The organism is Pantoea ananatis LMG 2665 (assembly GCF_000710035.2).
Taxonomy (GTDB): Bacteria; Pseudomonadota; Gammaproteobacteria; order Enterobacterales; family Enterobacteriaceae; genus Pantoea; species Pantoea ananatis.
Window position 1 is genome coordinate 253,632 of the sequence record NZ_JMJJ01000010.1, and the last position, 26,004, is coordinate 279,635.

29 protein-coding genes and 1 pseudogene are annotated in these 26,004 nt (G+C 52.5%); 14 read left to right on the top strand and 16 right to left on the bottom strand.

The window, feature by feature from the left end; genetic code table 11:
- The first annotated feature begins 859 nt into the window (after nucleotides 1–859).
- A pseudogene (gene arcB / locus EL29_RS20135) lies at nucleotides 860–3,279 on the top strand (aerobic respiration two-component sensor histidine kinase ArcB).
- Between the two features lie 796 nt (nucleotides 3,280–4,075).
- Nucleotides 4,076–4,795, top strand: coding sequence for a monofunctional biosynthetic peptidoglycan transglycosylase (gene mtgA / locus EL29_RS20140; RefSeq protein WP_013024318.1), 720 nt, complete (start codon nucleotides 4,076–4,078; stop codon nucleotides 4,793–4,795).
- Nucleotides 4,796–4,797: 2 nt separating this feature from the next.
- Here mtgA and npr read toward each other — a convergent pair whose 3' ends face one another.
- From npr to EL29_RS20195, 11 genes are all read right to left on the bottom strand, one after another.
- Entirely contained in the window at nucleotides 4,798–5,070 is a 273-nt protein-coding gene (gene npr / locus EL29_RS20145) for a PTS phosphocarrier protein NPr (RefSeq protein WP_013024319.1), read from the bottom strand.
- Nucleotides 5,067–5,921: an RNase adapter RapZ gene (gene rapZ, locus EL29_RS20150; RefSeq protein ID WP_013024320.1), complete on the bottom strand. Its 855-nt coding sequence runs from the start codon at nucleotides 5,919–5,921 to the stop codon at nucleotides 5,067–5,069. The genes npr and rapZ overlap by 4 nt, the downstream gene beginning before the upstream one ends.
- 49 nt (nucleotides 5,922–5,970) lie before the next feature.
- Nucleotides 5,971–6,450 carry a PTS IIA-like nitrogen regulatory protein PtsN gene (gene ptsN, locus EL29_RS20155; RefSeq protein ID WP_013024321.1) on the bottom strand — a complete coding sequence of 160 codons (480 nt, stop codon included), beginning with the start codon at nucleotides 6,448–6,450 and terminating at the stop codon, nucleotides 5,971–5,973.
- Between the two features lie 152 nt (nucleotides 6,451–6,602).
- Nucleotides 6,603–6,890 carry a ribosome hibernation promoting factor gene (gene hpf, locus EL29_RS20160; protein ID WP_013024322.1) on the bottom strand — a complete coding sequence of 96 codons (288 nt, stop codon included), beginning with the start codon at nucleotides 6,888–6,890 and terminating at the stop codon, nucleotides 6,603–6,605.
- Nucleotides 6,891–6,911: 21 nt separating this feature from the next.
- On the bottom strand, nucleotides 6,912–8,348 hold the full coding sequence (rpoN, locus tag EL29_RS20165) for an RNA polymerase factor sigma-54 (protein WP_013024323.1): 1,437 nt from the start codon (nucleotides 8,346–8,348) through the stop codon (nucleotides 6,912–6,914).
- 48 nt (nucleotides 8,349–8,396) lie between these two features.
- On the bottom strand, nucleotides 8,397–9,122 hold the full coding sequence (gene lptB, locus EL29_RS20170) for an LPS export ABC transporter ATP-binding protein (RefSeq protein ID WP_028715963.1): 726 nt from the start codon (nucleotides 9,120–9,122) through the stop codon (nucleotides 8,397–8,399).
- A 5-nt stretch (nucleotides 9,123–9,127) separates the two neighbouring features.
- Nucleotides 9,128–9,682 (bottom strand): lipopolysaccharide ABC transporter substrate-binding protein LptA, encoded by a 555-nt coding sequence (lptA, locus tag EL29_RS20175; protein WP_019106702.1) that lies wholly within the window; start codon nucleotides 9,680–9,682, stop codon nucleotides 9,128–9,130.
- Nucleotides 9,651–10,232 carry an LPS export ABC transporter periplasmic protein LptC gene (lptC, locus tag EL29_RS20180; RefSeq protein WP_019106703.1) on the bottom strand — a complete coding sequence of 194 codons (582 nt, stop codon included), beginning with the start codon at nucleotides 10,230–10,232 and terminating at the stop codon, nucleotides 9,651–9,653. Before lptC ends, lptA begins: the two co-directional genes overlap by 32 nt.
- Nucleotides 10,229–10,795 (bottom strand): 3-deoxy-manno-octulosonate-8-phosphatase KdsC, encoded by a 567-nt coding sequence (gene kdsC, locus EL29_RS20185; RefSeq protein WP_013024327.1) that lies wholly within the window; start codon nucleotides 10,793–10,795, stop codon nucleotides 10,229–10,231. Before kdsC ends, lptC begins: the two co-directional genes overlap by 4 nt.
- Nucleotides 10,796–10,808: 13 nt before the next feature.
- Nucleotides 10,809–11,795, bottom strand: a complete 987-nt coding sequence (kdsD, locus tag EL29_RS20190; protein WP_013024328.1) for an arabinose-5-phosphate isomerase KdsD — start codon at nucleotides 11,793–11,795, stop codon at nucleotides 10,809–10,811.
- Between the two features lie 16 nt (nucleotides 11,796–11,811).
- Nucleotides 11,812–12,792 carry a calcium/sodium antiporter gene (locus EL29_RS20195; RefSeq protein ID WP_013024329.1) on the bottom strand — a complete coding sequence of 327 codons (981 nt, stop codon included), beginning with the start codon at nucleotides 12,790–12,792 and terminating at the stop codon, nucleotides 11,812–11,814.
- Nucleotides 12,793–13,004: 212 nt separating this feature from the next.
- On the opposite strand from EL29_RS20195, the gene mlaF reads away from it, so the two are divergent.
- The 7 genes from mlaF (at nucleotide 13,005) to murA (ending at nucleotide 17,815) form a co-directional block, all read left to right on the top strand.
- Nucleotides 13,005–13,820: a phospholipid ABC transporter ATP-binding protein MlaF gene (mlaF, locus tag EL29_RS20200; protein WP_014595153.1), complete on the top strand. Its 816-nt coding sequence runs from the start codon at nucleotides 13,005–13,007 to the stop codon at nucleotides 13,818–13,820.
- 4 nt (nucleotides 13,821–13,824) lie between these two features.
- Complete coding sequence (gene mlaE / locus EL29_RS20205; protein WP_013024331.1) at nucleotides 13,825–14,607, top strand: lipid asymmetry maintenance ABC transporter permease subunit MlaE; 783 nt, start codon at nucleotides 13,825–13,827, stop codon at nucleotides 14,605–14,607.
- 4 nt (nucleotides 14,608–14,611) lie between these two features.
- Complete coding sequence (mlaD, locus tag EL29_RS20210; RefSeq protein ID WP_014595154.1) at nucleotides 14,612–15,166, top strand: outer membrane lipid asymmetry maintenance protein MlaD; 555 nt, start codon at nucleotides 14,612–14,614, stop codon at nucleotides 15,164–15,166.
- A 16-nt stretch (nucleotides 15,167–15,182) separates the two neighbouring features.
- On the top strand, nucleotides 15,183–15,815 hold the full coding sequence (gene mlaC / locus EL29_RS20215; RefSeq protein WP_024472197.1) for a phospholipid-binding protein MlaC: 633 nt from the start codon (nucleotides 15,183–15,185) through the stop codon (nucleotides 15,813–15,815).
- Nucleotides 15,815–16,111 carry a lipid asymmetry maintenance protein MlaB gene (gene mlaB / locus EL29_RS20220; protein WP_013024334.1) on the top strand — a complete coding sequence of 99 codons (297 nt, stop codon included), beginning with the start codon at nucleotides 15,815–15,817 and terminating at the stop codon, nucleotides 16,109–16,111. Before mlaC ends, mlaB begins: the two co-directional genes overlap by 1 nt.
- Before the next feature lie 122 nt (nucleotides 16,112–16,233).
- Nucleotides 16,234–16,491, top strand: coding sequence for a BolA family iron metabolism protein IbaG (gene ibaG / locus EL29_RS20225; RefSeq protein ID WP_010251880.1), 258 nt, complete (start codon nucleotides 16,234–16,236; stop codon nucleotides 16,489–16,491).
- 64 nt (nucleotides 16,492–16,555) lie between these two features.
- Nucleotides 16,556–17,815 (top strand): UDP-N-acetylglucosamine 1-carboxyvinyltransferase, encoded by a 1,260-nt coding sequence (gene murA, locus EL29_RS20230; protein WP_014595155.1) that lies wholly within the window; start codon nucleotides 16,556–16,558, stop codon nucleotides 17,813–17,815.
- A gap of 74 nt (nucleotides 17,816–17,889) precedes the next feature.
- Here the strand turns inward: murA and EL29_RS20235 are convergent, their stop codons facing one another.
- On the bottom strand, nucleotides 17,890–18,171 hold the full coding sequence (locus EL29_RS20235) for a helix-turn-helix domain-containing protein (RefSeq protein WP_013024337.1): 282 nt from the start codon (nucleotides 18,169–18,171) through the stop codon (nucleotides 17,890–17,892).
- A gap of 233 nt (nucleotides 18,172–18,404) precedes the next feature.
- Entirely contained in the window at nucleotides 18,405–19,376 is a 972-nt protein-coding gene (ispB, locus tag EL29_RS20240) for an octaprenyl diphosphate synthase (protein WP_013024338.1), read from the bottom strand.
- Nucleotides 19,377–19,631: 255 nt separating this feature from the next.
- Here ispB and rplU point away from each other — a divergent pair, with 255 nt between their 5' ends.
- The 3 genes from rplU to cgtA all read left to right on the top strand — a co-directional run bounded on the left by rplU (nucleotide 19,632) and on the right by cgtA (nucleotide 21,630).
- Nucleotides 19,632–19,943 carry a 50S ribosomal protein L21 gene (rplU, locus tag EL29_RS20245; RefSeq protein ID WP_013024339.1) on the top strand — a complete coding sequence of 104 codons (312 nt, stop codon included), beginning with the start codon at nucleotides 19,632–19,634 and terminating at the stop codon, nucleotides 19,941–19,943.
- A 15-nt stretch (nucleotides 19,944–19,958) separates the two neighbouring features.
- Nucleotides 19,959–20,216, top strand: a complete 258-nt coding sequence (gene rpmA / locus EL29_RS20250) for a 50S ribosomal protein L27 (protein WP_009092448.1) — start codon at nucleotides 19,959–19,961, stop codon at nucleotides 20,214–20,216.
- A gap of 241 nt (nucleotides 20,217–20,457) precedes the next feature.
- Nucleotides 20,458–21,630 (top strand): Obg family GTPase CgtA, encoded by a 1,173-nt coding sequence (cgtA, locus tag EL29_RS20255; protein WP_013024341.1) that lies wholly within the window; start codon nucleotides 20,458–20,460, stop codon nucleotides 21,628–21,630.
- Between the two features lie 47 nt (nucleotides 21,631–21,677).
- Here the strand turns inward: cgtA and EL29_RS20260 are convergent, their stop codons facing one another.
- Together EL29_RS20260 and dacB are read right to left on the bottom strand one after the other, a co-directional pair.
- A complete protein-coding gene (locus EL29_RS20260; RefSeq protein WP_015701100.1) occupies nucleotides 21,678–22,103 on the bottom strand; it encodes a hotdog fold thioesterase in 426 nt (141 codons plus the stop codon).
- Between the two features lie 476 nt (nucleotides 22,104–22,579).
- Nucleotides 22,580–24,013, bottom strand: a complete 1,434-nt coding sequence (gene dacB, locus EL29_RS20265) for a serine-type D-Ala-D-Ala carboxypeptidase (RefSeq protein WP_014595158.1) — start codon at nucleotides 24,011–24,013, stop codon at nucleotides 22,580–22,582.
- Between the two features lie 246 nt (nucleotides 24,014–24,259).
- Here dacB and greA point away from each other — a divergent pair, with 246 nt between their 5' ends.
- Nucleotides 24,260–24,736, top strand: coding sequence for a transcription elongation factor GreA (greA, locus tag EL29_RS20270; protein ID WP_006121754.1), 477 nt, complete (start codon nucleotides 24,260–24,262; stop codon nucleotides 24,734–24,736).
- A 106-nt stretch (nucleotides 24,737–24,842) separates the two neighbouring features.
- On the opposite strand, the gene yhbY is transcribed toward greA, so the two are convergent.
- Nucleotides 24,843–25,136, bottom strand: a complete 294-nt coding sequence (yhbY, locus tag EL29_RS20275; RefSeq protein WP_013024345.1) for a ribosome assembly RNA-binding protein YhbY — start codon at nucleotides 25,134–25,136, stop codon at nucleotides 24,843–24,845.
- 126 nt (nucleotides 25,137–25,262) lie between these two features.
- Here yhbY and rlmE point away from each other — a divergent pair, with 126 nt between their 5' ends.
- Nucleotides 25,263–25,892, top strand: coding sequence for a 23S rRNA (uridine(2552)-2'-O)-methyltransferase RlmE (gene rlmE / locus EL29_RS20280; RefSeq protein ID WP_014595159.1), 630 nt, complete (start codon nucleotides 25,263–25,265; stop codon nucleotides 25,890–25,892).
- The last annotated feature ends 112 nt before the right edge of the window (nucleotides 25,893–26,004 follow it).

Here is a 26,004-nt window from a genome sequence, read left to right on the forward strand (position 1 = left end):
ACCTGCATTGTTTCAGGCACTGAGTTCAACTGCACACTTCCCAGCGCAAATTCTTTCATTTCCGCGCCTGACAGCCTGCGCGATTGGGTTTTACGCACTTTTCATCGCCAGGAGAAAGGTCCCTTGAGGCGTTGCGCTTGATTTTTCCGTTCTCGAAAGGAGATGACTCAAACCATGTGGGCGTCATGTTGCATAGATATGCCGTGACACGTATCCATCATGAAAGCTTTCAGCGGAATTCCAACTTATCGGGAAAGCGAATCGAGGTCAAATAGTGATACTGACACAGTTTAATCCCGTCTTTGTATCCTTAACTGAATGAATTTATTATTTTTTTATGTCTAAAATGTGTCAGTTTACCATTCAGGTATAGGGGATGAAATGTGAACTGTATCACTGTGCAGAAGGCGTGAAATCACTGAAGTATGCTGGCGATTAGGGACTAAACAGCATCAAATGCTGCTGCGGGCAGTGTAAGCACAGGATGTATCTGTTTTTCTTATAGCACCAAATTTGAATGAATAAGGGCATCATGATTAGCAAAATTAATCACGTCAGGTTGCTTAAAACTGCAATTTATATGAATGAGTATGCATGAAAAGCAGGGCGTCGCGATAACAGGAGGTTATTTGGCGAAAAAGCAGAGGCAGGAATAGCCCGCCTTGCAAAAAGGCGGCCTTACAGATTCATTGAGTTAGCACAATTAGTCAAGGGTTTTAGCATTCAGGGGCTGAACGTCGGCGAAGAGACCGGCTTTTGCACCATATAAGTGCATCCGCGCGGCGATCTTACCTTATGCACTGCGACGACAGCGAAATAAATACGCTATCATGTGGCTGTTCTCATCCAGGGAGTGTTTATGAAACAGATTCGCCTGCTGGCGCAATATTATGTTGATTTAATGGTCAAGCTTGGCCTGGTACGTTTCTCGCTGCTGCTGGCCTCCGCGCTGGTCGTGCTGGCGATGATTGTGCAGATGGCGGTCACCATGGTACTGCGTGGCCACGTCGAAAGTATCGATATGGTGCGTTCGGTCTTTTTTGGCCTCTTAATCACGCCCTGGGCGGTCTACTTCCTTTCTGTGGTGGTTGACCAGCTGGAAGAGTCTCGTCAGCGTCTGGCAAGGCTGGTGGATAAGCTGGAAGAGATGCGCACGCGCGATCTCGAACTAAATCAACAGATGAAAGAGACCATCTCACAGCTTAATAATGAAATCGCCGATCGTAAAAAAGCTGAGGAAGCACGTGAGCAGGTGATGGCGAAGCTGCGTGAAGAGGTGGCGCGCCGCGAGCAGGCGCAAATTGAGCTGGAGCAACAGTCTTCCTTTCTGCGTTCGTTCCTGGATGCCTCACCGGATCTGGTCTTTTACCGCAATATCGATAAACAGTTTTCGGGCTGTAACCGGGCCATGGAGCTGTTAACCGGCAAAAGCGAAAAACAGCTTATTGGTCTGACGCCTCGCGACATCTATGACAACGATACGGCCACCAAGGTGCTGGAGACAGACGAAAAAGTCTTCCGGCATAACGTCTCGCTGACCTATGAGCAGTGGCTGCAGTATCCCGATGGCCGTAAAGCCTGTTTTGAGATCCGCAAAGTGCCCTATTATGACCGCGTGGGTAAGCGCAGTGGGCTGATGGGCTTCGGACGCGATATTACCGAGCGTAAACGCTATCAGGACGCGCTGGAGAGTGCCAGCCGCGAGAAGACCACCTTTATCTCAACGATCAGCCACGAGCTTCGTACGCCGCTTAACGGCATTGTCGGGCTCAGTCGCATCTTGCTAGATACCGATCTGAACCAGGAGCAGCTTAAGTACCTGAAAACGATCCACGTTTCCGCGATTACGTTGGGCAACATTTTCAATGACGTCATTGAAGTCGATAAGATCGAACGCCGCAAGGTTCAGCTGGATAACCAGCCGGTCGACTTCACCAGTTTCCTGGCCGATCTGGAAAACCTCTCAGGCCTGCTGGCACAGCCTAAAGGGTTGAAGTTTGTCATGGCGCCACAACTCCCGCTGCCGCATAAGATCTCAACTGATGGCACGCGCCTGCGGCAGATTCTGTGGAATCTGATTGGTAACGCGGTGAAATTCACCCAGCAGGGAGAGATCGTCGTACGCGTCGCGTACGAGCAGGATGACACGCTGCGCTTTGAGGTTCAGGACTCAGGGCAGGGGATTCGGCAGGAAGAGCAGGATAAAATTTTTGCGATGTATTATCAGGTTACCGATCAACACGGCGGGAAGCCGGCGACCGGAACCGGTATTGGTCTGGCAGTGTCACGCCGCCTGGCACAGGCCATGGGCGGGGATATCAGCGTAAACAGCGCACCGGGGCAGGGCTCCTGCTTTACCGTTGTGATAAAAGCGCCACGCATTGCAGAAGAAGTGGAAGATGAAGGCGTGGACGACCCGCTTCCGCTCCCTGCTTTGCACGTCCTGCTGGTGGAAGATATTGAGCTGAATGTCGTTGTTGCACGCTCGGTACTGGAAAAACTCGGATGCAGCGTAGAAGTGGCGATGACTGGCAAGGCGGCACTGGAGATGTTTGATCCGCTTGAGTTTGATCTGGTGCTGTTAGATATCCAGCTGCCGGACATGACCGGGATGGATGTGTCACGCGCCATCCGTCAGCAACATCCAGACGCAAACCTGCCGCCGTTGGTGGCGTTAACGGCCAACGTGCTGAAAGACAAAAAAGAGTACTTCGACGCTGGCATGGACGACGTGCTCAGTAAGCCCCTTGCCGTGCCCGCGTTAACGGCCATCATTAAAAAGTTTTGGGACTATCAGTCTGAGAGCGATGCGCAGCCGGCCAGGTTCGTGAATAACAGTAAAACCGATGCAATACTGGATGTTCCTATGCTCGAACAATATCTGGATCTGGTGGGGCCAAAGCTGATTACGCAAAGCCTGACTATGTTTGAACAGATGATGCCGGGTTATCTTGAGGTGCTGGATTCCAACATGATGGCGCGTGACCAAAAAGGCATTGCGGAGGAAGGACATAAAATCAAGGGTGCAGCAGGCTCGGTTGGGTTACAGCATCTTCAGCAGGTGGCAAAGCAGATTCAAAGCCCTGAACTACCGGCATGGTGGGACAACGTGGGCGAATGGGTCGAAGAACTGAAGCGTGAATGGCAACACGATGTGCAGGTACTGCGCGAGTGGGTTGCTGAAAAACAGCGTTGATACAAAAAAATGACCCCAGCCGAAGCCGGGGTGCGCTAATACTGCGCCAACACCAGGGAAAAAGACGCTGCTGCTATGCTTAATGTTATTCATGCAACAGCGGGGTATTGGTTAACACTTGCAACACCTTAGCAAATTCAAATTACTTTGTGACAAGATTCATTAAAATTTGTGATGTTGAACCGCGTTTAAATACAGGAAACATTAATTCGACAACATAGTCAAGCAATGAATCAATTTTACCGTCGCATTGGTTGTTTTTTAATCAAACCTACTGTTTTTTGTACGGGCTTAAGCCAAATTTGTTAACAAAACCTGTGTTGCGCGCGGTAACCAAAATTTTTTGCCGTAGCTTGCGAGTAAAATAGATATAAACTTATGATAATAAAGAATAATGAAGAAAACAGGTCGATCGGACCCAAAACGTTTCGGGTCACCGGATCTTATCTCATCATCAAAAGGTTTTGCCGATAGAAAGTCTTTTATAATTCGGCAAAAACATAGAGTTAAAATAACGCTGTGTGACAAATAAATCCCTTAGCAAGGTCACTGAGTGAACATTTTATCAGCAGGTGCCGTGAGGGCTTTTTACAGTCCGCAGAATTATATATAAGTTTTGTGAAACATTGAGGTATGGGATTGTCACAAAATGGTATCATCTTTTTAGAAAGGTGAGCGCATTACAAAAAAGATGGAACCGATTCCTTACGCGTGGAAGTAATTGAACTCATTCAAACTATTGTTGCATTCAGAATGCATTTTCATTGTTTTGTTATAAACGTTGCACAATGTAGCAGCGCATTTGTCAGTAAAAAAGTGTACGCCGGGCAGTGGTCACGCCTGAAATTAATTAACGCATAAAAATCTTGAGACGAGCGCATGAGTAAGCATAAAGGGAACCTGTGGCGGCGCGTGAAGCCTGTAGTGATGCGCATTGTGTTTATTTGGCTGGGGCTGTGGCTGGCGGGCATTCTGCTCTTTTCGTTCATTCCTGTCCCCTTTTCAGCCGTGATGGCAGAACGTCAGGTAGGTGCCTGGTTCAGGGGCGATTTTGGCTACGTCTCTCATTCGGACTGGGTAGGAGCAGATGAAATTTCACCCTGGATGAAACTGGCCGTCATCGCTTCTGAAGATCAACACTTCCCCGACCATTGGGGGTTTGACGTAGCGGCAATCCGGTCCGTACTGGACGACAGTGACAGCCGGATGCGTGGAGCATCCACGCTGTCACAGCAAACGGCAAAAAATCTGTTTTTGTGGGATGGCCGGAGTTGGGTGCGTAAAGGACTGGAGGCGGGATTAACCGTCGGGCTGGAAACCGTATGGACCAAACGGAGGATCCTGACGGTTTATCTGAATATCGCGGAGTTTGGCAAAGGCACGTTCGGGGTAGAGGCGGCTTCACGCCGCTTCTTTCATAAACCTGCCAGCCGATTAACCCTGTCCGAAGCGGCGCTGCTGGCTGCTGTCTTGCCTAATCCGCTGCGCTTCCGCGCAGACGCACCTTCAGGCTATGTCCGTCAACGCCAGCAGTGGATCCTGCGCCAGATGCGTCAGCTGGGTGGCGAAGGCTTCCTGCAGCGCAATCACCTGAACTGACGTTAGTCTTCGTCGAATCCGGCTTCAAACAGTTCAATGACGGCGGCCAGGGCTTCCGTTTCCTGTGGACCGCTGGCTTCGATCTCAATATGACCGCCTTTGGCCGAATCCAGCATCAGCAACGCGATAACGCTGCTGGCTTCGGCCTCTGTTCCGCTCTCGTTACGCAACAGCACTTCGGCATCGAAACTCTGCACCAGTTCAAACAGCTTCATAGCAGGACGTGCATGCATGCCGAGCTTATTTCTGATTTCCACGGTTTGCTTAACGGTCATGATTTACGTTTTTCCAGCGTGCGATGACGAGACTGTACATTTTTACCCCGGGAGCGGAAATAGTCAGCCAGCTGTTCGGCAATATACACGGAGCGATGTTTGCCGCCAGTACAGCCAATTGCCACGGTAAGATAGCTACGGTTGTTGGTTTCCAGCATCGGCAACCAGAGTTCCAGATAGCTACGCGTCTGATATATGAAGTTATGGACTTCAGTATGGCGATCGAGGAACGCGGCCACGGGCCTGTCCAGACCGGTCATGGGACGTAATTTAGGATCCCAGTGCGGGTTAGGCAAAAAGCGCACGTCGAAAACGTAATCTGCATCAATGGGAATGCCGTGCTTGAAGCCAAACGATTCGAACACCATTGTCAGCTCACGCTCACGTTTACCCAGCAAGCGGGTACGCAACATCTCCGCCAGTTCGTGTACCGACATCTCTGAAGTATCAATAATCAGATCGGCACGGGAACGCAGCGGCTCAAGCAGGTCGCTCTCTTCGTCAATCGCGCTTTCCAGCGACAGATTCTTGCTGGATAAGGGATGCAGACGGCGCGTATCACTGTAACGGCGGATCAACGTGTTGCGATCGGCATCAAGAAACAGCAACTGCGGTGAGAATGCTGAAGGCAAACTGCTGAGCGCCGTCTCAAAAATCTCAGGAGATTCGGGCATATTGCGTACGTCAATACTCACGGCCGCAGAGATATTGCGCTCGACCAGTGATTCAGCCAGTTGAGGCAACAGCACCACTGGCAGGTTATCAACGCAGTAAAAACCCATGTCTTCCAGCGCGCGAAGCGCCACTGACTTTCCCGAGCCTGACCGACCGCTGACGATCATCAGCACCATGACCTTCTCTCCCGTTTTAAAGCCGGCTTACGCCGGTAAATCACGCGCTTTATTGCTCTGTTTGTGCTTCGGTAATAATCGCATACAGTTCTTCATCGCTCTGCGCGGCACGCAGGCGGCGGCAAACCGTTTTATCCGCCAGTCGTTTTGCCACTAACGACAGCGTATGTAAATGGGTTTTACACTGGTCAGCCGGCACCAGTAGCGCAAAAAGCAGATCGACAGGCTGGTTATCCACGGCATCAAAAGCGATGGGTTGCTCCAGGCTGATAAAGACGCCTACGGCCCGTAAAGTATCTTCCTCCAGCTTGCCGTGAGGGATCGCGATACCGTTACCGATACCGGTGCTCCCCATGCGCTCACGGGTTAGGATCGCTTCAAACAGCGTTTGATGCGGCAGGTTGAGCTGCTTAGCGGCCAGTTCGCTGATAATCTCCAGCGCCCGTTTTTTGCTTTGGCAGTGTACGCTACTGCGGGTGCAGTCTGGCGAAAGCACCGTGCTCAGTTCCAGTGTTAAATCATTGTTCATTGTCGTTTCACTTGCGAGTTCACATAGCCATCAACCCGGTACGTAAACATCACGTCGCGGAATAATGGCGCTGGCACAGATGACAAAACGGGGCGGTTAATCCGCCCCATCCTTTCAGCTTTGCGCGCCGGGCGCGCCTGCCAGCGTGAAGGTTAGTGTTTTTTTAGCTTGTCTTTATATTTGGTCAGTTGACGGGTCAACTTGTCAATCAATCCGTCAATTGCCGCATACATATCTTCCGCTTCAGATGTGGCGTGCAGCTCGCCACCGTTGACGTGCAGGGTTGCATCAGCAATCTGCGTCACCTTCTCAACTTTCAGGACAACATACACCTGATTGATATGATCAAAGTAATGTTCCAGTTTGGCAAATTTCGTTGTCACGAACTCACGCAGGGGTTCGGTGATTTCAACATTTTGCCCGGTAAGGTTCAGCTGCATAGGTCTTCCTTCTCATTTCTGTCAAACCAGCTGTTTACGCTGATTTGAAGGCGGTATGGACAAAGACTCGCGGTACTTAGCGACGGTTCGACGTGCCACTATTATCCCTTGATCAGATAACATGGAGGTCAGTTTACTGTCACTCAAGGGCTTGGCGGGGTTTTCCGCCGAGATTAATTTTTTCACCAGCGCACGAATAGCGGTAGATGACGCTTCTCCGCCACCTTCAGTATTAACATGACTGGAGAAAAAATACTTCAGTTCAAAAATGCCTCGTGGGCTGTGAAGGTATTTTTGCGTGGTCACGCGGGAAATCGTCGATTCATGCATGTCCACCGCCTGGGCAATATCGGCCAGCACCATAGGACGCATAAACTCTTCACCCTGGTCAAAAAAGGCCTGCTGCTGTTCCACAATACAGCGGGAGACTTTTAACAATGTCTCGTTACGGCTTTCAAGGCTTTTAATCAGCCAGCGGGCTTCCTGCAAATTACTGCGGATAAACTGACTGTCGCTGTCGTTGCGTCCGGCTCCGCCCATGGCGGCATATTGCTGGTTGATCTTCAACCTGGGCAGGCTGTCGGTATTCAGTTCGACCGTCCAGCGCGTCGTCACTTTACGTACCAGCACATCGGGAATCACGTATTCGGGTTCACCGGTGTTAATCGACTGACCCGGGCGCGGATCGAGCGACTGAATCAGCAGCATCGCCTCTTTCAGTACGTCTTCTTTCAGACGCGTTACGCGCATCAGGCTGCGGAAATCGTGGTTCGCCAGCAAATCGAGATGGCTGCTGACGATCAATTTTGCTTCCGCCAGCATCGGCGTTTCAGGCGCATACTGCGACAGCTGCACCAGCAGGCAGTCGCGCAAATCACGCGCGCCGACGCCGACAGGATCGAAACGCTGAACGCGCTTTAACACGGCTTCGACTTCGTCGATTTCCAGTTCGTCGTTACCGATACTGTCGAGAATCTCTTCAAGTGAAACGGTAAGATAACCGGTGTCATCAATGGCATCGACGATAGAGGTCGCAATGGCACGGTCGTTATCGCTGAAGGGCGTTAACTCGACCTGCCACATAAGATAGTCCTGCAGTGACTGTGTGGTTTCGCCCTGATAAATCGGCAGCTCGTCATCCTGATAATCGGTACCGGTTCCTGAAGGCGTGCCTGCGGTGTAAATCTCGTCCCACGTGGCGTCAAGCGGCAGCTCTTCAGGCATATCCTTTTGTTCCAGCGCTTCTCGGGTATCCAGTCCCGCTTCGCCTTCCTGATACTCTTTCGCGTCTATTTCATCGTGCAGATCGGTTTGCTCAAGCAGGGGATTGCTTTCCAGCGCCAGCTGTAACTCTTGCTGGAGTTCGAGCGTAGAGAGCTGCAGCAGACGTATCGCCTGCTGCAGTTGTGGGGTCATCGCCAGTTGTTGGCTGAGCCTGAGTTGCAAACCTTGCTTCATAGACAGGATGGATATTCCCGGGTAAACATCAGTATTAACGACACCTTATCAGAGTCTGAACTCTTCACCCAAATAAACCCGTTTAACTTGCTCATCTGCAAGGACTTCATTCGGCGTACCGTGCGCAATCAGATTTCCCTGACTGACGATATAGGCGCGTTCACAGACCGCCAGCGTTTCTCGCACGTTGTGGTCGGTGATGAGAACACCAAGGCCACTGTCACGCAGGTGTTCAATGATTTTTTTAATGTCGATAACGGAAATCGGGTCGACCCCGGCAAAGGGTTCATCCAGCAGGATAAATTTCGGATTCGCTGCCAGCGCACGCGCAATTTCTACGCGACGGCGCTCACCGCCCGACAGCGATTGCCCCATATTGTCGCGGAGATGAGCAATATGAAACTCTTCCATTAGCTCGTTAGCCCGATCCTGTCGCTGCTCTTCGGTTAAGTCATCACGAATTTGCAGGACCGCCATCAGGTTGTCGTAAACGCTCAGGCGACGAAAGATTGAGGCTTCCTGCGGCAGATAGCCAATGCCGCGGCGCGCACGCGCATGAAGCGGCAGGATGCTGATATCTTCGTCATCAATAATGATGCGTCCCGCATCGCGCGGAACAATGCCCACCACCATGTAAAAGGTGGTCGTTTTACCCGCACCGTTTGGACCCAGCAGCCCGACGATTTCACCGGACTTTACCTGCAGGCTGACGTCTTCAACCACGCGGCGGCCTTTATAAGCCTTTGCCAGGTTTTCTGCGATTAATATGGCCATAGTGATCAGTTACTCTTTTTTTCGCTGTTGGTTGACGCGGGCTTATCCTGCAACTGCGACGGCACCAGCACGGTCGTTACGCGCTTGCTCTGGCCCTGGCTGTAAGCCTGCATTTTTTGCTCTTTTACCAGATAGGTGATGCGGTCGCCTTTGATGTTGCTGTCCAGTTGCTCAATGTAGGCGTTGCCGGTCAGCTCAACAAAGTCATTGGCAAGCTCATAATGCAGTTTGGACGCATGGCCCTGAACCGGTTTGCCGTTGTCCTGCATCTGGTAAAAGGTGGCAGGATTACCGTAAGCATCAACTATGGTCTTTTTGCTGTCGCCGCCCGGACGCGTGACCACCACTTTATCCGCGGTGATTTTGATCGATCCCTGGGTGACAATAACGTTACCGGTGAAGGTCGCGACATTGCCTTGCAGATCCAGAGACTGATTCTCAGAGTCAATATTCACGGGTTTGTCCGAGTCACCGGTCAGCGCCAGAGCAGGCAGGCTGGCTGCAAGCAGCAGGCTGGCCAGTAAAAACTTAATGTTGTTTTTGTTCATTTTGAATTTCATAAGAAGTTTTGACCTTTTCGATTAACTCGGCGTTCTTTGTCCGTAAATTACCGCGCATTTTCATACCGGTGGAGTTAAAACTGCGGCCATATAACGTCACCTGGTCGTCAGAGGCGACGTCCTGAGTGACAAGATTGACCTGAGCGTTATCCGTTTTAATACGCTCAAGCTGGGAGTCCTGAGCCAGAGCATTCAGCTCAACATGGCCATAAAGATACAGCATCCGATCTTTGGTAAGCTTTGCTTTATCTGCGCGTATCGTCCAGGTCGGCATTTTATTTTCGTCATAGGTGGTCATCACCGGATTATCAAACCAGCTTATTCCGCTGTCTTCGAAATAGGTGACTTTATCCGATACCAGCTTGTAAGCCAGTCCACCTTGCGGGTTGTAGACTACGGTATGGGAGTTAGCACTGGTGTAGGTTGGCGTTTGATTATTATTCGCTACCGGCGCGCTGTTGTCGCCATCCCGGTTAGTGAAATTCCAGCCAATAAGCACCAGCGCAATCAAGGCCAGACCCAACGTTATCCAACGCCTGCTTTTACTCATACTGATTGCCCTTTGGCATCCTCGAATTTATTTTGCGCCATTAAGATGAGATCGCACAGCTCCCGCACCGCACCGCGCCCACCGGCAATACGGGTAACGTAGTTCGCGCGCGTCAATAGCAATGGATGGGCATCGGCGACAGCCACGCTTAGCCCGACTTTCGCCATCACTGGCCAGTCAATCAGGTCGTCGCCAATATAGGCGACCTGATCGTCAGAGAGCGACAGTGTATCCAGAAGTTCACCATAGGCCAAAAGCTTATCTGATTGCCCCTGATAAAGGTGGCGAATCCCGAGCGTTTTACAGCGGTCTTCCAGTAATTTGGCCGTGCGGCCGGTAATAATAGCCACTTCGACGTCAGAGGTCAGCAGGCAGCGAACGCCATAGCCATCGCGCACGTTAAAGGTTTTCAGCTCTTCGCCGCTGTTCCCCATATAAATCAGACCATCCGACATCACACCGTCAACGTCGCAGATCAGCAGGCGAATTTTACTGGCGCGCGTCATGACATCTGAACTGACCGGGCCGTAGCACGTTTCTAAAGTGGCATTTTCCGACTGCATTATGTCTTCCTGTTTACACTACGCCAGCGCGCAGCATGTCATGCATATGTACCACACCCAACAGACGGTCGTCATCGGCCACCAGCAGGGAAGTAATGTTTTTGGTTTGCATCAAATTCAGCGCATCCACCGCCAGCACGTTAGGCCGCACGCGAATGCCACCCCGGGTCATGACTTCAGCGATAGTGGCGTGTTGAAAATCAATGCCCATATCAAAGATGCGGCGCAGGTCACCATCGGTAAAGATGCCCTCGATCTTCATCAGATCGTCCACGATAACCGTCAGGCCGAGATTTTTACGGGTGATTTCCAGCAGGGCATCACGCAGGGAAGCATCGCGAGTGACGTGCGGGAGTTCATCCCCGCTGTGCATAATGTCGCTGACGTGTAGCAGCAGCTTCCGGCCCAGCGCACCGCCCGGATGGGACAATGCAAAGTCTTCTGGCGTAAAGCCGCGGGCTTCCAGCAGGGAAACGGCCAGCGCATCGCCCATGACCAGCGTTGCGGTTGTGCTGGTGGTGGGGGCCAGGCCGAGCGGACAGGCCTCCTGTGGGACTTTCACGCACAGGTGGATATCTGCGGCGCGGGCCATGGCGCTTTCAGGACGGCTTGTCATACAGATCAACGGAATCTTTTGGCGTTTCATTACCGGTATCAGCGCCAAAATCTCACTGGATTCGCCACTGTTAGATATCGCGATGACGACATCGTCTTTACCTACCATGCCAAGATCGCCATGGCTGGCTTCAGCGGGATGCACAAAGAACGCCGGCGTGCCGGTGCTGGCAAAGGTGGCCGCCATTTTTTTCCCGATATGGCCCGACTTGCCCATCCCCATGACCACAACTTTTCCCTGACAGGCATAAATCAGTGCGCAGGCGTCGGCGAAAGCCTCATTAATATATTGATCAAGCTGCTCCAGGCCTTCGCGCTCGATGCGTAATACCGTTTTACCGGCTTTCTGAAAATCAAAATTTACCGTTGGTTGCTGATATGACATGGCGAATCTGTCCTTTTTAGCCGTCCATAAACGCCGGCTGTAGCCACAGCAGCGTTACCCAGACGAAGAAACCACAGAGTAAAAGCGAGCCCGCCGTACGGCCAACCCGGCGGCGACGCAGCAGACAAAGCATGGCGAACAGCACGCTGACACCCAGCATTATCCAGTAATCGCGCGCAAATGCGTGATAGTCTACGCTGCCGGGATGAATCAGGGCCGGCAGACCCAGAACGATAGCCAGATTATAAATATTGGCACCAATCAGATTGCCGATAGCGATATCATCTTCACCTTTCAGCGCGCCCGCGATGACCGTTGCCAGCTCTGGCAGACTGGTGCCGACCGCGATGAGCGTCAGCCCCATGACCAACTCGCTGACGCCAAAGTAATCCGCAAATACGGTCGCGTTATCGATCACCATGTGCGTCGACATGGGCAGGATAATCAGTGCGACGGCCAGCCAGAGAAAGGCGACGGTATTTCCGCTCTCTTCACGCGGCAGTTCGGCTAATTGTTCGCGCGTTAACGTATCGTTATTGTCCTTCTCTGCTTTGCGCGCGATGCGGATGGTCACTATCAGATAAATCGCGGCGATAGCAATCAGTGCAAGGCCATCCAGGCGACTAAGATAGTTATCAAATAACATGATGCCGCTAAGAAGTGAGACCAGCACCATCAGCGGCAGTTCACGGCGTATTAAATTGGAATGGATGCTCAGGGGATGCAGCAAGGCCGCGCCACCGAGAATCAAAAGAATGTTGGTGATGTTTGAGCCAAGCGCGGTGCCCACCGCCAGATCCATCTGTCCGTACTGCGCTGCCGAGAAAGAGAGAATGATCTCCGGGAGCGAGGTGCCGATACTGACGACGGTCATGCCGATTATCAGGGGCGGGATGCCAAAGGATCGACAAAGTATTGCAGCACTAAACACCAGACGATCGGCACCATAAGCCAGTAAAAGCAGTCCGATAATCAGCAGTGCGGTAGCGACGAACATGGAAAATCCTTGCTTAAAACCCCTGTCGGCTCGCCTTCAGGTTCTTTGTGACAAAACAGGCGCTGATTTTGACCTTCTGAGCGGCAAAAGTAAATTTTATGACCGTTTTCGCCAAATCTTTGTATTAAGTTTCTGTAAAGCTATCGTGCGTTTAGCCTTAACAGGCTACCATCGTACCCTATGTTGACGCCCGATCCGTAATAGAGGTGATAATGATCCAACAAAAAACGAACCTGGTTGAGGTTCGTGGCGTGAGTTTTTCACGTGGCGATCGCAAAATTTTCGACGATATTTCGCTGACGGTGCCAAAAGGTAAAGTGACGGCGATTATGGGGCCGTCGGGGATCGGGAAAACAACGCTGCTACGCTTAATTGGCGGGCAACTGCAACCTGACAGCGGTGAGATCTGGTTTCGGGATGAGAACATTCCGACATTGTCGCGCACAAAGTTGTATGAAGCGCGTAAAAAGATGAGCATGTTGTTTCAGTCAGGCGCGCTGTTTACCGACTTAACGGTATACGAAAATGTGGCCTGGCCGCTGCGTGAACATACCCGGCTGCCCGCGCCGATTTTACACAGTACCGTATTGATGAAGCTGGAAGCCGTGGGTTTACGCGGTGCTGCGCAGCTGAAGCCTGCGGAGCTGTCAGGTGGGATGGCCCGCAGGGTTGCGCTGGCGCGCGCGATTGCGCTTGAGCCTGAACTCATTATGTTCGATGAGCCCTTTGTAGGGCAGGATCCCATTACCATGGGCGTGCTGGTTAAGCTTATTGATGAACTGAATCATGCGCTGGGCCTGACCTGCATCGTGGTTTCCCACGACGTGCCCGAAGTGTTGAGTATTGCTGATTACGCCTACATTGTGGCAGGACAAAAAATTATTGCGCACGGCACGACGCCAGACCTGCGTGCTAACAACGATCCCCGTGTGCGCCAGTTTATTGACGGCATTGCGGATGGGCCAGTGCCGTTTCGTTTTCCGGCGGGCGACTATTTGGCCGACTTAACCGGCTCAGGGAGAATCTAAGCTGATGTTGTTGAAAGCACTGGCGTCATTAGGACGCCGGGGAATAGGAACCTGCGCCAGCTTTGGGCGTGCCGGTTTAATGCTTTTTCATGCGCTGGTCGGTAAGCCCGCGTTCCGTAAACACTTTCCGCTGCTGATCAAACAGCTTTACAGCATCGGCGTACTGTCTCTGGTCATCATTGTCGTCTCCGGTCTGTTTATTGGCATGGTGCTGGGCCTCCAGGGCTATCTGGTGTTAACCACCTATGGCGCTGAAACCAGTCTGGGCATGCTGGTGGCGCTGTCGCTGCTGCGTGAACTGGGTCCGGTTGTGACGGCGCTGCTGTTTGCAGGGCGCGCAGGATCGGCCTTAACGGCAGAGATCGGGCTGATGAAAGCCACGGAGCAACTCTCCAGTATGGAGATGATGGCGGTCGATCCCCTGCGCCGTGTCGTTTCGCCGCGTTTTTGGGCGGGTTTTATCAGCATGCCGCTGCTGGCGTTAATCTTTACTGCTGTAGGGATTACGGGCGGAGCGCTGGTAGGCGTGAGCTGGAAAGGGATTGACCCTGGCTTCTTCTGGTCGGCGATGCAAAACGCCGTCGATTTTCGTAGCGATGTGGTCAACTGCATTATTAAAAGCGCTGTGTTTGCCGTCACTGTCACCTGGATTGCATTGTTCAACGGTTACGATGCCATCCCGACCTCTGAAGGGATTAGCCGCGCCACGACGCGCACCGTGGTGCATGCATCACTGGCGGTGCTCGGTTTAGATTTTGTGCTGACAGCACTGATGTTTGGGAATTGATGCGATGCAAAGCAAAAAAAGCGAAATTTGGGTTGGCGTGTTTATGATCATGGCAATGATTGCCGTGTTGTTTCTCTGCCTGCGCGTGGCAGATCTCAAATCTTTAGGTACGGAGCCCACCTGGAAACTGTATGCCACCTTCGATAACATCGGCGGCCTGAAAGCCAGTTCGCCAGTGAAAATTGGCGGCGTGGTGATTGGGCGCGTAACGGACATTTCTCTTGAACCTAAAACGTTACTGCCGCGCGTCACAATGGATATCAGTGATAAATATGCCAATCAGATTCCGGATACCAGTTCGCTGGCGATCCGCACTCAGGGGTTACTGGGCGAGCAGTTTCTGTCGTTAAATATCGGCTTTGACGATCCTGAGCTAGGATCGTCAATGCTGAATGACGGCGGGACGATTCGCGATACCAAGTCGGCGATGGTGCTGGAAGATTTGATTGGCCAGTTCCTGTATAAAAGCGGCGACAATAAAGGCAATAAGCAAACCAGTGACAGTAAGGACGCGCAGGGCGGCGAGATGGCCGCACCGGCAGCAGCGGCTCAACCTTAAATAGAGGGATAACATGATGTTTAAACGTTTTCTGATGATCGCCATGCTGGTGGTCACGCCACTGGCAGCCACCGCGGCCGATCAAAGCAATCCTTATAAACTGATGAACGAAGCGGCTAACAAAACGTTCACCCGTCTCAAGAACGAACAGCCGAAAATTAAGCAGGATCCAAACTATCTGCGTGAGATCGTTCGTCAGGAGCTCCTGCCTTACGTGCAAATCAAATATGCCGGTGCATTAGTGCTGGGCCGTTTCTACCGCGATGCCACACCGGCACAGCGTGAAGCTTACTTCAAAGCGTTTGGCGACTATCTGGCTCAGGCTTATGGCCAGGCGCTGGCCCTGTATCACGGTCAGACTTATCAGATTGAACCTGAGAAGCCGATTGGCAACACCAATATTGTGGCTATCCGCGTGACCATTATCGATCCTCAGGGCCGTCCGCCTGTACGCCTCGACTTCCAGTGGCGTAAGAACAGCCAGACCGGCAACTGGCAGGCTTTCGATATGATCGCGGAAGGCGTGAGCATGATCACCACCAAACAGAATGAGTGGGGCGATCTGCTGCGTACCAAGGGGATCGATGCGCTGACCGCTCAGCTGGAAGCCTCAGCGAAACAGCCTATCACCCTGGATCAAAACAAATAATGCAGGCATCACTGCACTGGTCACGCGAGGCAAACACGCTGCGGCTGGAAGGCGAGCTGGATCGTGACACGCTGCTGAGTCTGTGGGAGCAGCGTGAAGCGCTGGTTAACGCGGTCGAACTGATCGATGTTTCCGCCCTGCAAAGGGTGGATTCATCGGGACTTGCGCTGCTGGTTCACCTGCGGGAGATTACCTCGCAGCAGGGAGGCTCGCTGCGCTTTGTGGGAATCGGCGACAAATTGCAGTCGTTGATCACCCTTTACAACCTGCAACAAATTATTGTTTCTGCGGATTAAAGCGCCTGAACTGGCCTTTCTCGTCAAAGCCCCGGTCCCGTACAGGGGCTTTTGCGTATTTAAGAATCAGGCACTTTCCTCTACTATGTCAGCCTTATTATTATTAAGTGAAGTTAAGAGCAATGGAAAACAGTGAGATTCAGGCCGTGCTGATGGCAGCGCTGCCCTTAGATGAAGTTCATGTCATGAGCAATGATGGCAGCCATTTCCAGGTTATCGCCGTGGGTGAGCTGTTTGGTGAGTTAAGCCGCGTGAAGAAGCAGCAGGCTGTCTATGCGCCGCTGATGGAATTTATTGCGGACAACCGTATTCATGCCGTCTCCATCAAAACTTACACGCCTGCAGAGTGGGCGCGTGACCGTAAACTCAACGGTTTTTGATTCCCTCCGGGGCTGCTCGCCTGAGCGTGACCGTTTTATAGCCAGTTAATTGAGAACCGTGTTAATGGATAAATTTCGTGTGCAAGGCCCCACCCGCTTAAGTGGTGAAGTCACCATTTCCGGCGCGAAAAACGCCGCGCTACCCATTCTGTTTGCTGCTTTGCTGGCTGAAGAGCCGGTAGAGATCACGAATGTGCCAAAGCTGCGTGACATCGACACCACCATGAAGCTGTTGACGCAACTGGGTGCAAAGGTTGAGCGCAACGGTTCTGTACACGTTGATGCCAGCGGTGTAGACGTTTTTTGTGCGCCTTACGAACTGGTGAAAACCATGCGTGCCTCAATTTGGGCGCTGGGTCCGCTGGTGGCGCGTTTTGGCCAGGGCGAAGTGTCACTGCCGGGCGGCTGCGCCATCGGTGCGCGTCCGGTTGACCTGCATATTACGGGCCTTGAGCAGTTAGGTGCAGAGATCAAGCTGGAAGAAGGTTATGTCAAAGCATCCGTTAACGGACGCCTGAAGGGCGCGCTGATCGTGATGGACAAAGTCAGCGTGGGCGCGACCGTCACCATCATGAGCGCAGCGACGCTGGCAACCGGCACTACCGTGATTGAGAATGCGGCGCGTGAACCTGAAATCGTTGATACCGCAAACTTCCTCAACACGCTGGGCGCCAAAATCAGCGGTGCCGGTACCGATAAAATTACTATCGAAGGCGTCGAGCGTCTGGGCGGCGGCGTTTACCGTGTACTGCCCGATCGCATTGAAACCGGCACCTTCCTGGTTGCGGCAGCCATCTCCGGCGGTAAAGTCATCTGCCGCAATGCACAGCCCGATACGCTGGATGCCGTGCTGGCGAAGCTGCGCGATGCAGGGGCAGACATCGAAACCGGTGAAGACTGGATCAGCCTGGATATGCACGGCAAGCGACCTAAAGCGGTTAACGTGCGTACGGCTCCGCATCCGGGATTCCCGACCGATATGCAGGCACAGTTTACCTTGCTGAATCTGGTGGCAGAAGGAACGGGTTTGATTACCGAAACCATCTTCGAAAACCGCTTTATGCATATCCCTGAGCTGATTCGTATGGGCGCGCATGCAGAAATTGAGAGCAATACTGCAATCTGTCACGGTGTAGAAACCTTGTCAGGTGCGCAGGTGATGGCAACGGATCTTCGTGCCTCGGCCAGTCTGGTCTTGGCAGGCTGTATTGCGGAAGGAACAACGCTGGTCGATCGTATTTACCATATAGACCGTGGCTACGAGCATATCGAAGATAAGCTCAAAGCGATGGGGGCGAATATTGAGCGCATCAGCGGCGAATAATCTCGCGGCGTCATGCTAATGAAACCAGCCTTATCACAAGGCTGGTTTTTTTTTCGGCTACCGATCGCGTTACGCTAGCTTTTGGTCTCGTTGTGAGTCGGTCGCACACGCTTTTTGCGATCCAGGAGACAATGGGTTTCGGGATCGTAATAACGACTTGGCCATATCTCTGACGGATGAACATTGATCGCATCGGCAATCAGCCATTCGCCTTTGGGCCAGGGGCGCGAGAGCGCGTTGGCCAGGGTTGATGAACTTAATCCCGACTGACGTGAAAGCGCCGCCAGCGTGGTGCCACGTTTACGTAGTGCGGCAATGATATCGGCGGGATGCCAGTCCTCTGTCCTGCTCTGCATAACCTTTTCTCCTTGTCCTTGTCAGTGCGTAACGCGCGAGTGATGCTGACTTGTCTACATCCTATCTGGAAAGTTGCTGAATTTTATATCAGAAAATTTCCATAAGATTCCAGTAATATTTAGGCAAGCAGACAGAACTGAGCGGCCTGACGCAAAAGGAGTGTAACGCGTGAAAGAAGAAGGAGGAGTGGGAGAAGGTCACGGAGCCGTGGTGGCTCCGTCATGAACAGAAATCAGAAATCGCGTTGGACTGACATGTGCGCCAGCGCTTCCAGGGCGGAGCGCCACGGGGTTTCTGGCAGAATCTGCAAGGCTGCAATGGCTTTATCGGCCTCTTGCTCCGCACGCTGACGCGTCCATTCCAGTGAGCCACACTGGTTCATCGCTTCCAGAACGGGCGCCAGTAAATGGCGACCGTTACCCTGTTCGATCGCATCGCGGATCATTTTCGCCTGCTCAGGCGAACCATGGTTCATGGCGTGAAGCAGTGGCAGGGTAGGTTTACCTTCGCTGAGGTCGTCACCGGTATTTTTACCCAGGGTTTCCCCATCGGCACTGTAGTCAAGTAAATCGTCAATTAACTGGAAAGCGGTTCCCAGATAGCGCCCATAATCCTGTAGGGCTTTTTCCTGCGCTGGCGTTGCCTCCGCTAAAATCGCCGAGGCCTGAGAGGCGGCTTCGAATAAGCGAGCTGTTTTGCTGTAGATCACCCGCATATAGCTCTCTTCTGTGATGTCAGGATCGTTGACGTTCATCAGCTGAAGCACTTCCCCTTCCGCGATAACGTTCACCGCTTCAGACATCAGCGCCAGGATACGTAGCGATCCCATGCTGGTCATCATCTGGAAGGCGCGAGTATAAATAAAATCACCGACCAGCACGCTGGCTGCATTACCAAATGCAGCGTTCGCGGTGGCCTTGCCACGGCGCATATCGGATTCATCCACGACATCGTCATGCAATAGCGTGGCGGTGTGGATAAATTCGATCAGCGCCGCGTTGGTGACGTGGAGATCGCCCTGATAACCCATGGCGCGCGCCGACAGCACGGCAATCATGGGGCGAATGCGTTTACCGCCGCCACTGATGATGTAATAACCCAGCTGGTTGATGAGCGAGACATCTGAATTCAGCTGGTCGAGTATGGTCTGGTTAACGGCAGCCATGTCCTGTGCGGTTAATTCGTTAATCTGTTCTAAGTTCATTCGTCTTTTCAGCTATGACTCGTTTCTTTGCCATGGTAAGCGGTTTTACCCAGCCAGCGTTCAGTAATCTGTTACTGATTGTACTTGAATTTTCAGGTTGAGAAACGTTTGCATTGAGCCTGTGTTTTTTTTCTGCAAGAGTGTGCAAAGTGCTCTTGTCTTCTGTTTGAGTTTTGCGTAGAATTCGCGCCCTATTGTGAATATTTAGCGCGCCGCCTGATGAACTGAAAGGCAAGCGCAGAAGCGGAGTTTTATATGTACGCGGTTTTCCAAAGTGGTGGTAAACAACACCGAGTAAGCGAAGGTCAGACCGTTCGCCTGGAAAAGCTGGACATCGCAACCGGTGAAACCATTGAGTTTGACCAGGTTCTGATGATTGCAAATGGCGAAGACGTGAAAATCGGCGCGCCACTGGTTTCAGGCGGTGTGATCAAGGCAGAAGTTGTTGCTCATGGTCGTGGCGAGAAAATTAAGATCGTTAAGTTTCGTCGTCGTAAGCACTACCGTAAGCAAGCTGGCCATCGCCAGTGGTTCACTGATGTGAAAATCACTGGTATCACGGCGTAAGAGGAGATCTGACAAATGGCACATAAAAAGGCTGGTGGTTCGACTCGAAATGGTCGTGACTCCAATGCAAAACGTCTGGGCGTAAAACGTTTCGGTGGCGAATCTGTTCTGGCAGGTAGCATCATCGTTCGTCAGCGTGGCACCAAATTCCACGCAGGTAGCAACGTTGGTTGTGGTCGTGACCACACCCTGTTTGCTACTGCAGACGGCAAAGTAAAATTCGAAGTTAAAGGTCCGAACAACCGTAAATACATCAGCATCGTTGCTGAGTAAGGTTGTCGTGACGCAGACGGTTAACGTCTGAACGCACGAATTGAAGGCCCCGCAACTGTTGCGGGGCTTTTTACATTCTGCGACCCCTTGCCCGACAGGCGACATCGCCTGAATGTTTGCTGTACACTTTATGTACACGCTGGCGTCAGCCAGTTTTGATTTATCCGCCGCTGGTCGCGCAGAAGACCCTGGCGGACCCGTCTGCAGCGTATTGCAGACGATTGTGTGACGGAGAAAGAAAATGAAGTTTGTAGATGAAGCGACAATTTTGGTCGTCGCAGGTGATGGCGGTAATGGTTGTGTCAGTTTCCGCCGTGAAAAATATATCCCGAAAGGCGGCCCGGACGGCGGTGATGGCGGTGACGGCGGCGACGTATTCTTAGTGGCTGACGAAAACCTTAACACCCTGATTGATTATCGTTTCGAAAAGTCGTTCCGCGCCGAGCGGGGACAGAATGGTCAGAGTCGCGACTGTACCGGTAAGCGTGGTAAAGATATCACCGTTAAAGTGCCGGTAGGAACCCGTGTTATCGACCAGGGAACGGGCGAAACGCTGGGCGATATGACGCGTCACCAGCAGACCCTGATGGTGGCAAAAGGCGGCTGGCACGGTCTGGGAAATACCCGCTTTAAATCATCGGTAAACCGCAGTCCGCGTCAAAAAACCATGGGTACGCCCGGTGAGAAACGCGACCTGCAGCTGGAGCTGATGCTGTTGGCTGACGTAGGCATGTTGGGTTTACCTAACGCCGGGAAATCGACCTTTATCCGTGCGGTTTCTGCTGCTAAACCAAAAGTGGCGGACTATCCCTTTACTACGCTGGTGCCAAGCCTGGGCGTGGTGCGTATGGATAGCGAGCAGAGCTTTGTGGTGGCCGATATCCCCGGCCTGATTGAAGGCGCAGCCGAGGGCGCAGGTTTAGGTATTCGCTTCCTGAAGCACCTGGAACGCTGCCGCGTGCTGCTGCACCTGATCGACATTGCGCCCATTGACGAGAGCGATCCGGTTGAGAACGCCCGTATTATTTTGGGCGAGCTGGAGAAATACAGCGATAAGCTGTTTAACAAGCCGCGCTGGCTGGTATTCAACAAAGTCGATCTGATTGATGAAGAAGAAGCTCAGGCGCGTGCAAAAGCCATTGCCGAGGCGCTGGGTTGGGAAGATAAATACTATCTTATCTCTGCCGCCAGCCGTCAGGGCGTTACGGACCTGTGCTGGGACGTCATGAGCTTTATCAACGCCAATCCGAAAGAAGCTGACGTTGAAGAAAAACAGCCGGAGAAAGTGGAGTTCATGTGGGACGATTACCACAAAGAAGCCATTGAAACCGCGGCGGTTGAAGAAGATGAAGAGTGGGATGACGACTGGGATGAGGATGACGACGAAGGCGTCGAAATCATCTACCAGCGCTAGACCGCTTACGACTGCCCCCTTTCCACCGGAACGGGGGCAGATTTCTTTCAGGGCTGCGCCAGCACCGCAACGGTAAGCCGTGCGCTACAGCATAATTTATCCTGCTCGTGACGAATCTCAATCTGCCACGTCTGATTCCGCTTCCCCACATGCAGCGGACGACAGATACCGCGCACCAGACCACCTGAAACGGCCCGATGATGGCTGGCATTCACTTCGATGCCGACCACGCGGCTGCCATCCTCTGATGCCAGATAGCCCGCCACAGAACCCAGCGTTTCGGCTAACACCACTGAGGCGCCGCCGTGCAGCAGGCCAAAGGGCTGCTGCGTGCGGCTGTCTACTGGCATGGTGGCTTCAAGATAGTCATCACCCACTGCGGTGAAAATGATGCCCACATGCGCCACCAGCGTATGAGTGCTCTGCGCATTGAGCGCATCCAGACAAACTACGCGTTTCCAGATCGTTGCCATTGTCAGGCTCCCAGGGTTGCGCCATCGTCTTCCACGCTGCGATGTCACATGACGTAACACAGAGGCGAAAGAATTAGCGTAGTGATAACCGCCTGCGGCTGTCCAGTTTTACATCAGCATTGCATCTCAAGGGTAACAGAAGGGCGTTTACTGGGCCGGGCGACAGGGCGGTGCAGCCTCTGCCTGCGATCCCCGTTACCGTCCCTGAACCCGGGTGGATTCGGTTAAGAAAATTTATGCGATTACCCAGGGTGCCAGCGTGAGGCGGGGCGCAGATAACCCGCAAAACAGGTACCGATTCTGTAAGATCCTGGCATAAGAAAAGCCTGGCGGCTGGGAGTGATGCGGCCTGGCGCGCAGGCGAAGGTATCCTGAACAGACTGTTGCGCGCCTGAAGCCGAGGCGTTATCCCTGACTTTTTGGCGATGATAAAAAAAACGCAGCAGGTGGTCGCCCGCTGCGTTTCCTAACATAAATCAGTAATTCTTATTGATATCGCGATAGAGCCGGCTTTCAAAGCGCACCAGCGGAATACGGCGTGTGCGCTGATCCTGCGGCGGAACCGCATAGCCAGAAAGGAACTGCACAAACGCCACGCGTGCCCCGCTAGAGGTGGTGATAAAGCCTGCAAGGTTATATACGCCCTGCAGTGAGCCGGTTTTAGCCGAGACCTTGCCATCCAGACCGGCTTCGTGCAGTCCGCCACGGTACTGCAGCGTGCCATCGTGTCCGGCCAGCGGTAGCATCGAAATATAATCCAGTTTGCTGTCGTTCTGCGCAATATATTGCAGCACCTGCATCATGGTGGCGGGCGAGATCAGATCGTGACGTGACAGGCCCGAACCATCCACCTGGATGCTGTTACCCAAATCAATATTGGCTTTTTCACGCAGGATGCGACGAACCGCATCTGATCCTGCGCGGAAGGTACCCGGTACGTTGAAGTAATGATGGCCAATGGTGCGGAACACCGTGTCGGCAATCATATTGTCGGACTTCTTCAGCATCATATGCAGCAGCGTATGCAGCGGCGCTGACTGCGTTGATGCCAGCACGGTGCCCGGCTCGGTCACCTGCGTCTGACGTAGCAGATGGCCGCTGTAATCAATACCGGCGGAACGCAGTTCTGCTTTCAGGATTTCGCCTGCCCAGGCCGCGCCATCCTGAACCGCAAAGGCTAAAGGAAGCGGATCGCTACGCTGACGCATACAGCCGGTTAAGGTGTAGCGGTTCAGCTCGCCAGGCACCACGTCCAGCTCGCAGTATTGTCCGTCACCGCTGTTGCGCCCAATCGTCCGCACCTGGCTTAACATGTGAGCCGGGTAGTAGGACGCAATGCGGATAAAGGCATTTTCGCCCGGTTTGTCGGCACTGTAGAGTGAAACCGAGAAGCAGTTTTTATCCACAATAGCCGCCGCCGGCGGTGCGCTAAAGCACTGGGTCATGTCATTCCACGGCCAGCCAGGCGCCGCATCATGGCTGGCAAACACCGAGGTATCGATGACCAGATTACCTTTGATGTGTGTGATGCCTTGTTTTTTTAACGCCGCGACCATATTCCGCAGATCCTGACGACCCAACGTGGGATCGCCAGCAAACCGGGCTACTAAATCACCATTAAGCGTGCCATCGACCAGCGCGCCTTTGGTTTCAAAGGTGGTTTGAAAACGGTAATCACCGCCCAGTTCCAGCAATGCCGCCAGGGCGGTGATCACTTTCATGGTACTGGCGGGAAGTGCCATCTGTTTCCCGTGGTAATCGATAATTGGCGTGGATGCGCCCACTTTTTGCACCAGCAAAGCCAGATTGGCACCATCTGGCAGATATTGCATGTATTCATCAACTGGCGCTGCTTGTGCCTGCAGCATAAAAGCACAGGTTAATCCGGTAACAAGTCGTGAAAATCGCATAATCTCGCGGCAACTGACAGGTGAAGGCGACAATACTACGTCCCTGGACGGTGGAAAGTAAACGATGACCCGCAGGGAACTCTGGGTTAAAATACGTATCAAATTGCAAAACCTTTTCTGGCCTGGAACACTTTCCGGGTCAGTCTTCTTTTATTTGCAAAACGAGGTCTTGCGCCGCAGAACGCTTTTTTCTGCAGTCACCGGTCAGGATGCACCGTGAAACAGGAATGATGACGAGGAGCTAAAATGAACCAGATTCCGATGACGTTAAGAGGCGCTGAAAGGCTGCGCGAAGAGCTGCATGAGCTGAAAACGGTGAAGCGCCCGCGCATTATTGCCTCCATCGCGGAGGCCCGCGAGCACGGCGATTTGAAAGAGAACGCCGAATACCACGCCGCGCGTGAAGAACAGGGGTTCTGTGAGGGACGCATTCAGGAGATTGAAGCCAAACTCTCTAATGCGCAGGTCATTGACGTCACACAGATGCCGAAAACCGGCCGCGTGATTTTTGGCGCAACGGTAACCGTGTTGAACGTGGACACGGATGAAGAGTTTACCTATCGCATCGTGGGTGATGATGAGGCAGACTTTAAGCAGAATTTGATTTCTGTTAACTCGCCGATGGCCCGTGGCCTGGTAGGGAAAGAAGCCGATGACGTGGCGATTATCAAAACGCCAGGCGGCGATGTCGAGTACGAAATCCTGAAGGTGGAGTACATCTGACAGGGTGCAATTGTCTGAAAAGCATTGCCGTACAGTGTAAAGAAAGGAAAAAGGCCGCGCTGCGGCCTTTTATCCCATGTAAGAGCATGGCACTTTCTTTGCCCACCTAGCGTGGCAGAGAAATTTTGCTCTCTTTAGCGGGGCGATACAGCACCAGCGTTTTGCCAATGACCTGAACGTTGCTGGCACGGGTTTCACGTACGATAGCTTCAACGATCAGCTGCCTGGTTTCACGTTCTTCAGAGGCAATTTTCACCTTGATCAATTCGTGATGTTCCAGCGCGTGTTCAATCTCAGCCAGTACACCTTCGGTCAGGCCATTGCCTCCGAGCATGACGACTGGCTTGAGCGGATGGGCGAGGCCTTTGAGGTGCTGTTTTTGTTTGGTACTTAGATTCATCGTATTATTTACTTACTCGGGGATTGAAAACGGTTCATTCTACCGCCATCTCGGGTATATCGCCAAATCGACGCAGCCTATCGCGTGCAGATTTATCGCTACGATGACGATTTAGTTGGAAATTTTATGACCGGTAAAAAGCGTTCAGCCAGCTCCAGCCGCTGGCTACAGGAACACTTTAGCGATAAATACGTGCTCCAGGCACAGAAAAAAGGGTTGCGTTCGCGCGCCTGGTTTAAACTTGATGAAATCCAACAGGGTGACAAGCTTTTCAAACCCGGGATGACCGTGGTAGATCTGGGTGCTGCACCCGGTGGCTGGTCGCAATATGTGGTACAGCAAATTGGGTCCAAAGGTCGCGTTATCGCTTGTGATATTCTGCCGATGGATCCTATTGTTGGTGTCGATTTCCTTCAAGGTGATTTTCGTGAAGAATCGGTGATCAAAGCATTACTTGAACGTGTGGGCGAGCAGAAGGTCCAGGTCGTCATGTCGGATATGGCACCGAATATGAGTGGTACACCTGCCGTAGATATTCCCCGGTCGATGTATTTGGTTGAGCTGGCGTTGGATATGTGCCGTGATATTTTGGCTCCCGGCGGCAGTTTTGTTGTGAAAGTGTTCCAGGGAGATGGCTTTGATGAATACCTGCGGGAAATTCGCTCCCTGTTTACGAAAGTGAAAATACGTAAGCCTGACGCTTCACGTTCACGTTCACGTGAAGTTTATATTGTGGCGACTGGGCGCAAACTGTAACCGACGTGATGGATAACCCGGCATTCCTGCTGCGATTCCATGTACGAAGGATCTATAGTACCCTACGCTATCTGTTAACACCGTTGTAATATGAGGTTAATCCCTTGAGTGA

Excerpts from the sequence above, each read along its gene's own strand:
- mtgA (WP_013024318.1), top strand. The coding sequence starts at position 4,076 with ATGAGTAAGCATAAAGGGAACCTGTGGCGGCGCGTGAAGCCTGTAGTG.
- npr (WP_013024319.1), bottom strand. The coding sequence starts at position 5,070 with ATGACCGTTAAGCAAACCGTGGAAATCAGAAATAAGCTCGGCATGCAT.
- rapZ (WP_013024320.1), bottom strand. The coding sequence starts at position 5,921 with ATGGTGCTGATGATCGTCAGCGGTCGGTCAGGCTCGGGAAAGTCAGTG.
- ptsN (WP_013024321.1), bottom strand. The coding sequence starts at position 6,450 with ATGAACAATGATTTAACACTGGAACTGAGCACGGTGCTTTCGCCAGAC.
- hpf (WP_013024322.1), bottom strand. The coding sequence starts at position 6,890 with ATGCAGCTGAACCTTACCGGGCAAAATGTTGAAATCACCGAACCCCTG.
- rpoN (WP_013024323.1), bottom strand. The coding sequence starts at position 8,348 with ATGAAGCAAGGTTTGCAACTCAGGCTCAGCCAACAACTGGCGATGACC.
- lptB (WP_028715963.1), bottom strand. The coding sequence starts at position 9,122 with ATGGCCATATTAATCGCAGAAAACCTGGCAAAGGCTTATAAAGGCCGC.
- lptA (WP_019106702.1), bottom strand. The coding sequence starts at position 9,682 with ATGAAATTCAAAATGAACAAAAACAACATTAAGTTTTTACTGGCCAGC.
- lptC (WP_019106703.1), bottom strand. The coding sequence starts at position 10,232 with ATGAGTAAAAGCAGGCGTTGGATAACGTTGGGTCTGGCCTTGATTGCG.
- kdsC (WP_013024327.1), bottom strand. The coding sequence starts at position 10,795 with ATGCAGTCGGAAAATGCCACTTTAGAAACGTGCTACGGCCCGGTCAGT.
- kdsD (WP_013024328.1), bottom strand. The coding sequence starts at position 11,795 with ATGTCATATCAGCAACCAACGGTAAATTTTGATTTTCAGAAAGCCGGT.
- EL29_RS20195 (WP_013024329.1), bottom strand. The coding sequence starts at position 12,792 with ATGTTCGTCGCTACCGCACTGCTGATTATCGGACTGCTTTTACTGGCT.
- mlaF (WP_014595153.1), top strand. The coding sequence starts at position 13,005 with ATGATCCAACAAAAAACGAACCTGGTTGAGGTTCGTGGCGTGAGTTTT.
- mlaE (WP_013024331.1), top strand. The coding sequence starts at position 13,825 with ATGTTGTTGAAAGCACTGGCGTCATTAGGACGCCGGGGAATAGGAACC.
- mlaD (WP_014595154.1), top strand. The coding sequence starts at position 14,612 with ATGCAAAGCAAAAAAAGCGAAATTTGGGTTGGCGTGTTTATGATCATG.
- mlaC (WP_024472197.1), top strand. The coding sequence starts at position 15,183 with ATGTTTAAACGTTTTCTGATGATCGCCATGCTGGTGGTCACGCCACTG.
- mlaB (WP_013024334.1), top strand. The coding sequence starts at position 15,815 with ATGCAGGCATCACTGCACTGGTCACGCGAGGCAAACACGCTGCGGCTG.
- ibaG (WP_010251880.1), top strand. The coding sequence starts at position 16,234 with ATGGAAAACAGTGAGATTCAGGCCGTGCTGATGGCAGCGCTGCCCTTA.
- murA (WP_014595155.1), top strand. The coding sequence starts at position 16,556 with ATGGATAAATTTCGTGTGCAAGGCCCCACCCGCTTAAGTGGTGAAGTC.
- EL29_RS20235 (WP_013024337.1), bottom strand. The coding sequence starts at position 18,171 with ATGCAGAGCAGGACAGAGGACTGGCATCCCGCCGATATCATTGCCGCA.
- ispB (WP_013024338.1), bottom strand. The coding sequence starts at position 19,376 with ATGAACTTAGAACAGATTAACGAATTAACCGCACAGGACATGGCTGCC.
- rplU (WP_013024339.1), top strand. The coding sequence starts at position 19,632 with ATGTACGCGGTTTTCCAAAGTGGTGGTAAACAACACCGAGTAAGCGAA.
- rpmA (WP_009092448.1), top strand. The coding sequence starts at position 19,959 with ATGGCACATAAAAAGGCTGGTGGTTCGACTCGAAATGGTCGTGACTCC.
- cgtA (WP_013024341.1), top strand. The coding sequence starts at position 20,458 with ATGAAGTTTGTAGATGAAGCGACAATTTTGGTCGTCGCAGGTGATGGC.
- EL29_RS20260 (WP_015701100.1), bottom strand. The coding sequence starts at position 22,103 with ATGGCAACGATCTGGAAACGCGTAGTTTGTCTGGATGCGCTCAATGCG.
- dacB (WP_014595158.1), bottom strand. The coding sequence starts at position 24,013 with ATGCGATTTTCACGACTTGTTACCGGATTAACCTGTGCTTTTATGCTG.
- greA (WP_006121754.1), top strand. The coding sequence starts at position 24,260 with ATGAACCAGATTCCGATGACGTTAAGAGGCGCTGAAAGGCTGCGCGAA.
- yhbY (WP_013024345.1), bottom strand. The coding sequence starts at position 25,136 with ATGAATCTAAGTACCAAACAAAAACAGCACCTCAAAGGCCTCGCCCAT.
- rlmE (WP_014595159.1), top strand. The coding sequence starts at position 25,263 with ATGACCGGTAAAAAGCGTTCAGCCAGCTCCAGCCGCTGGCTACAGGAA.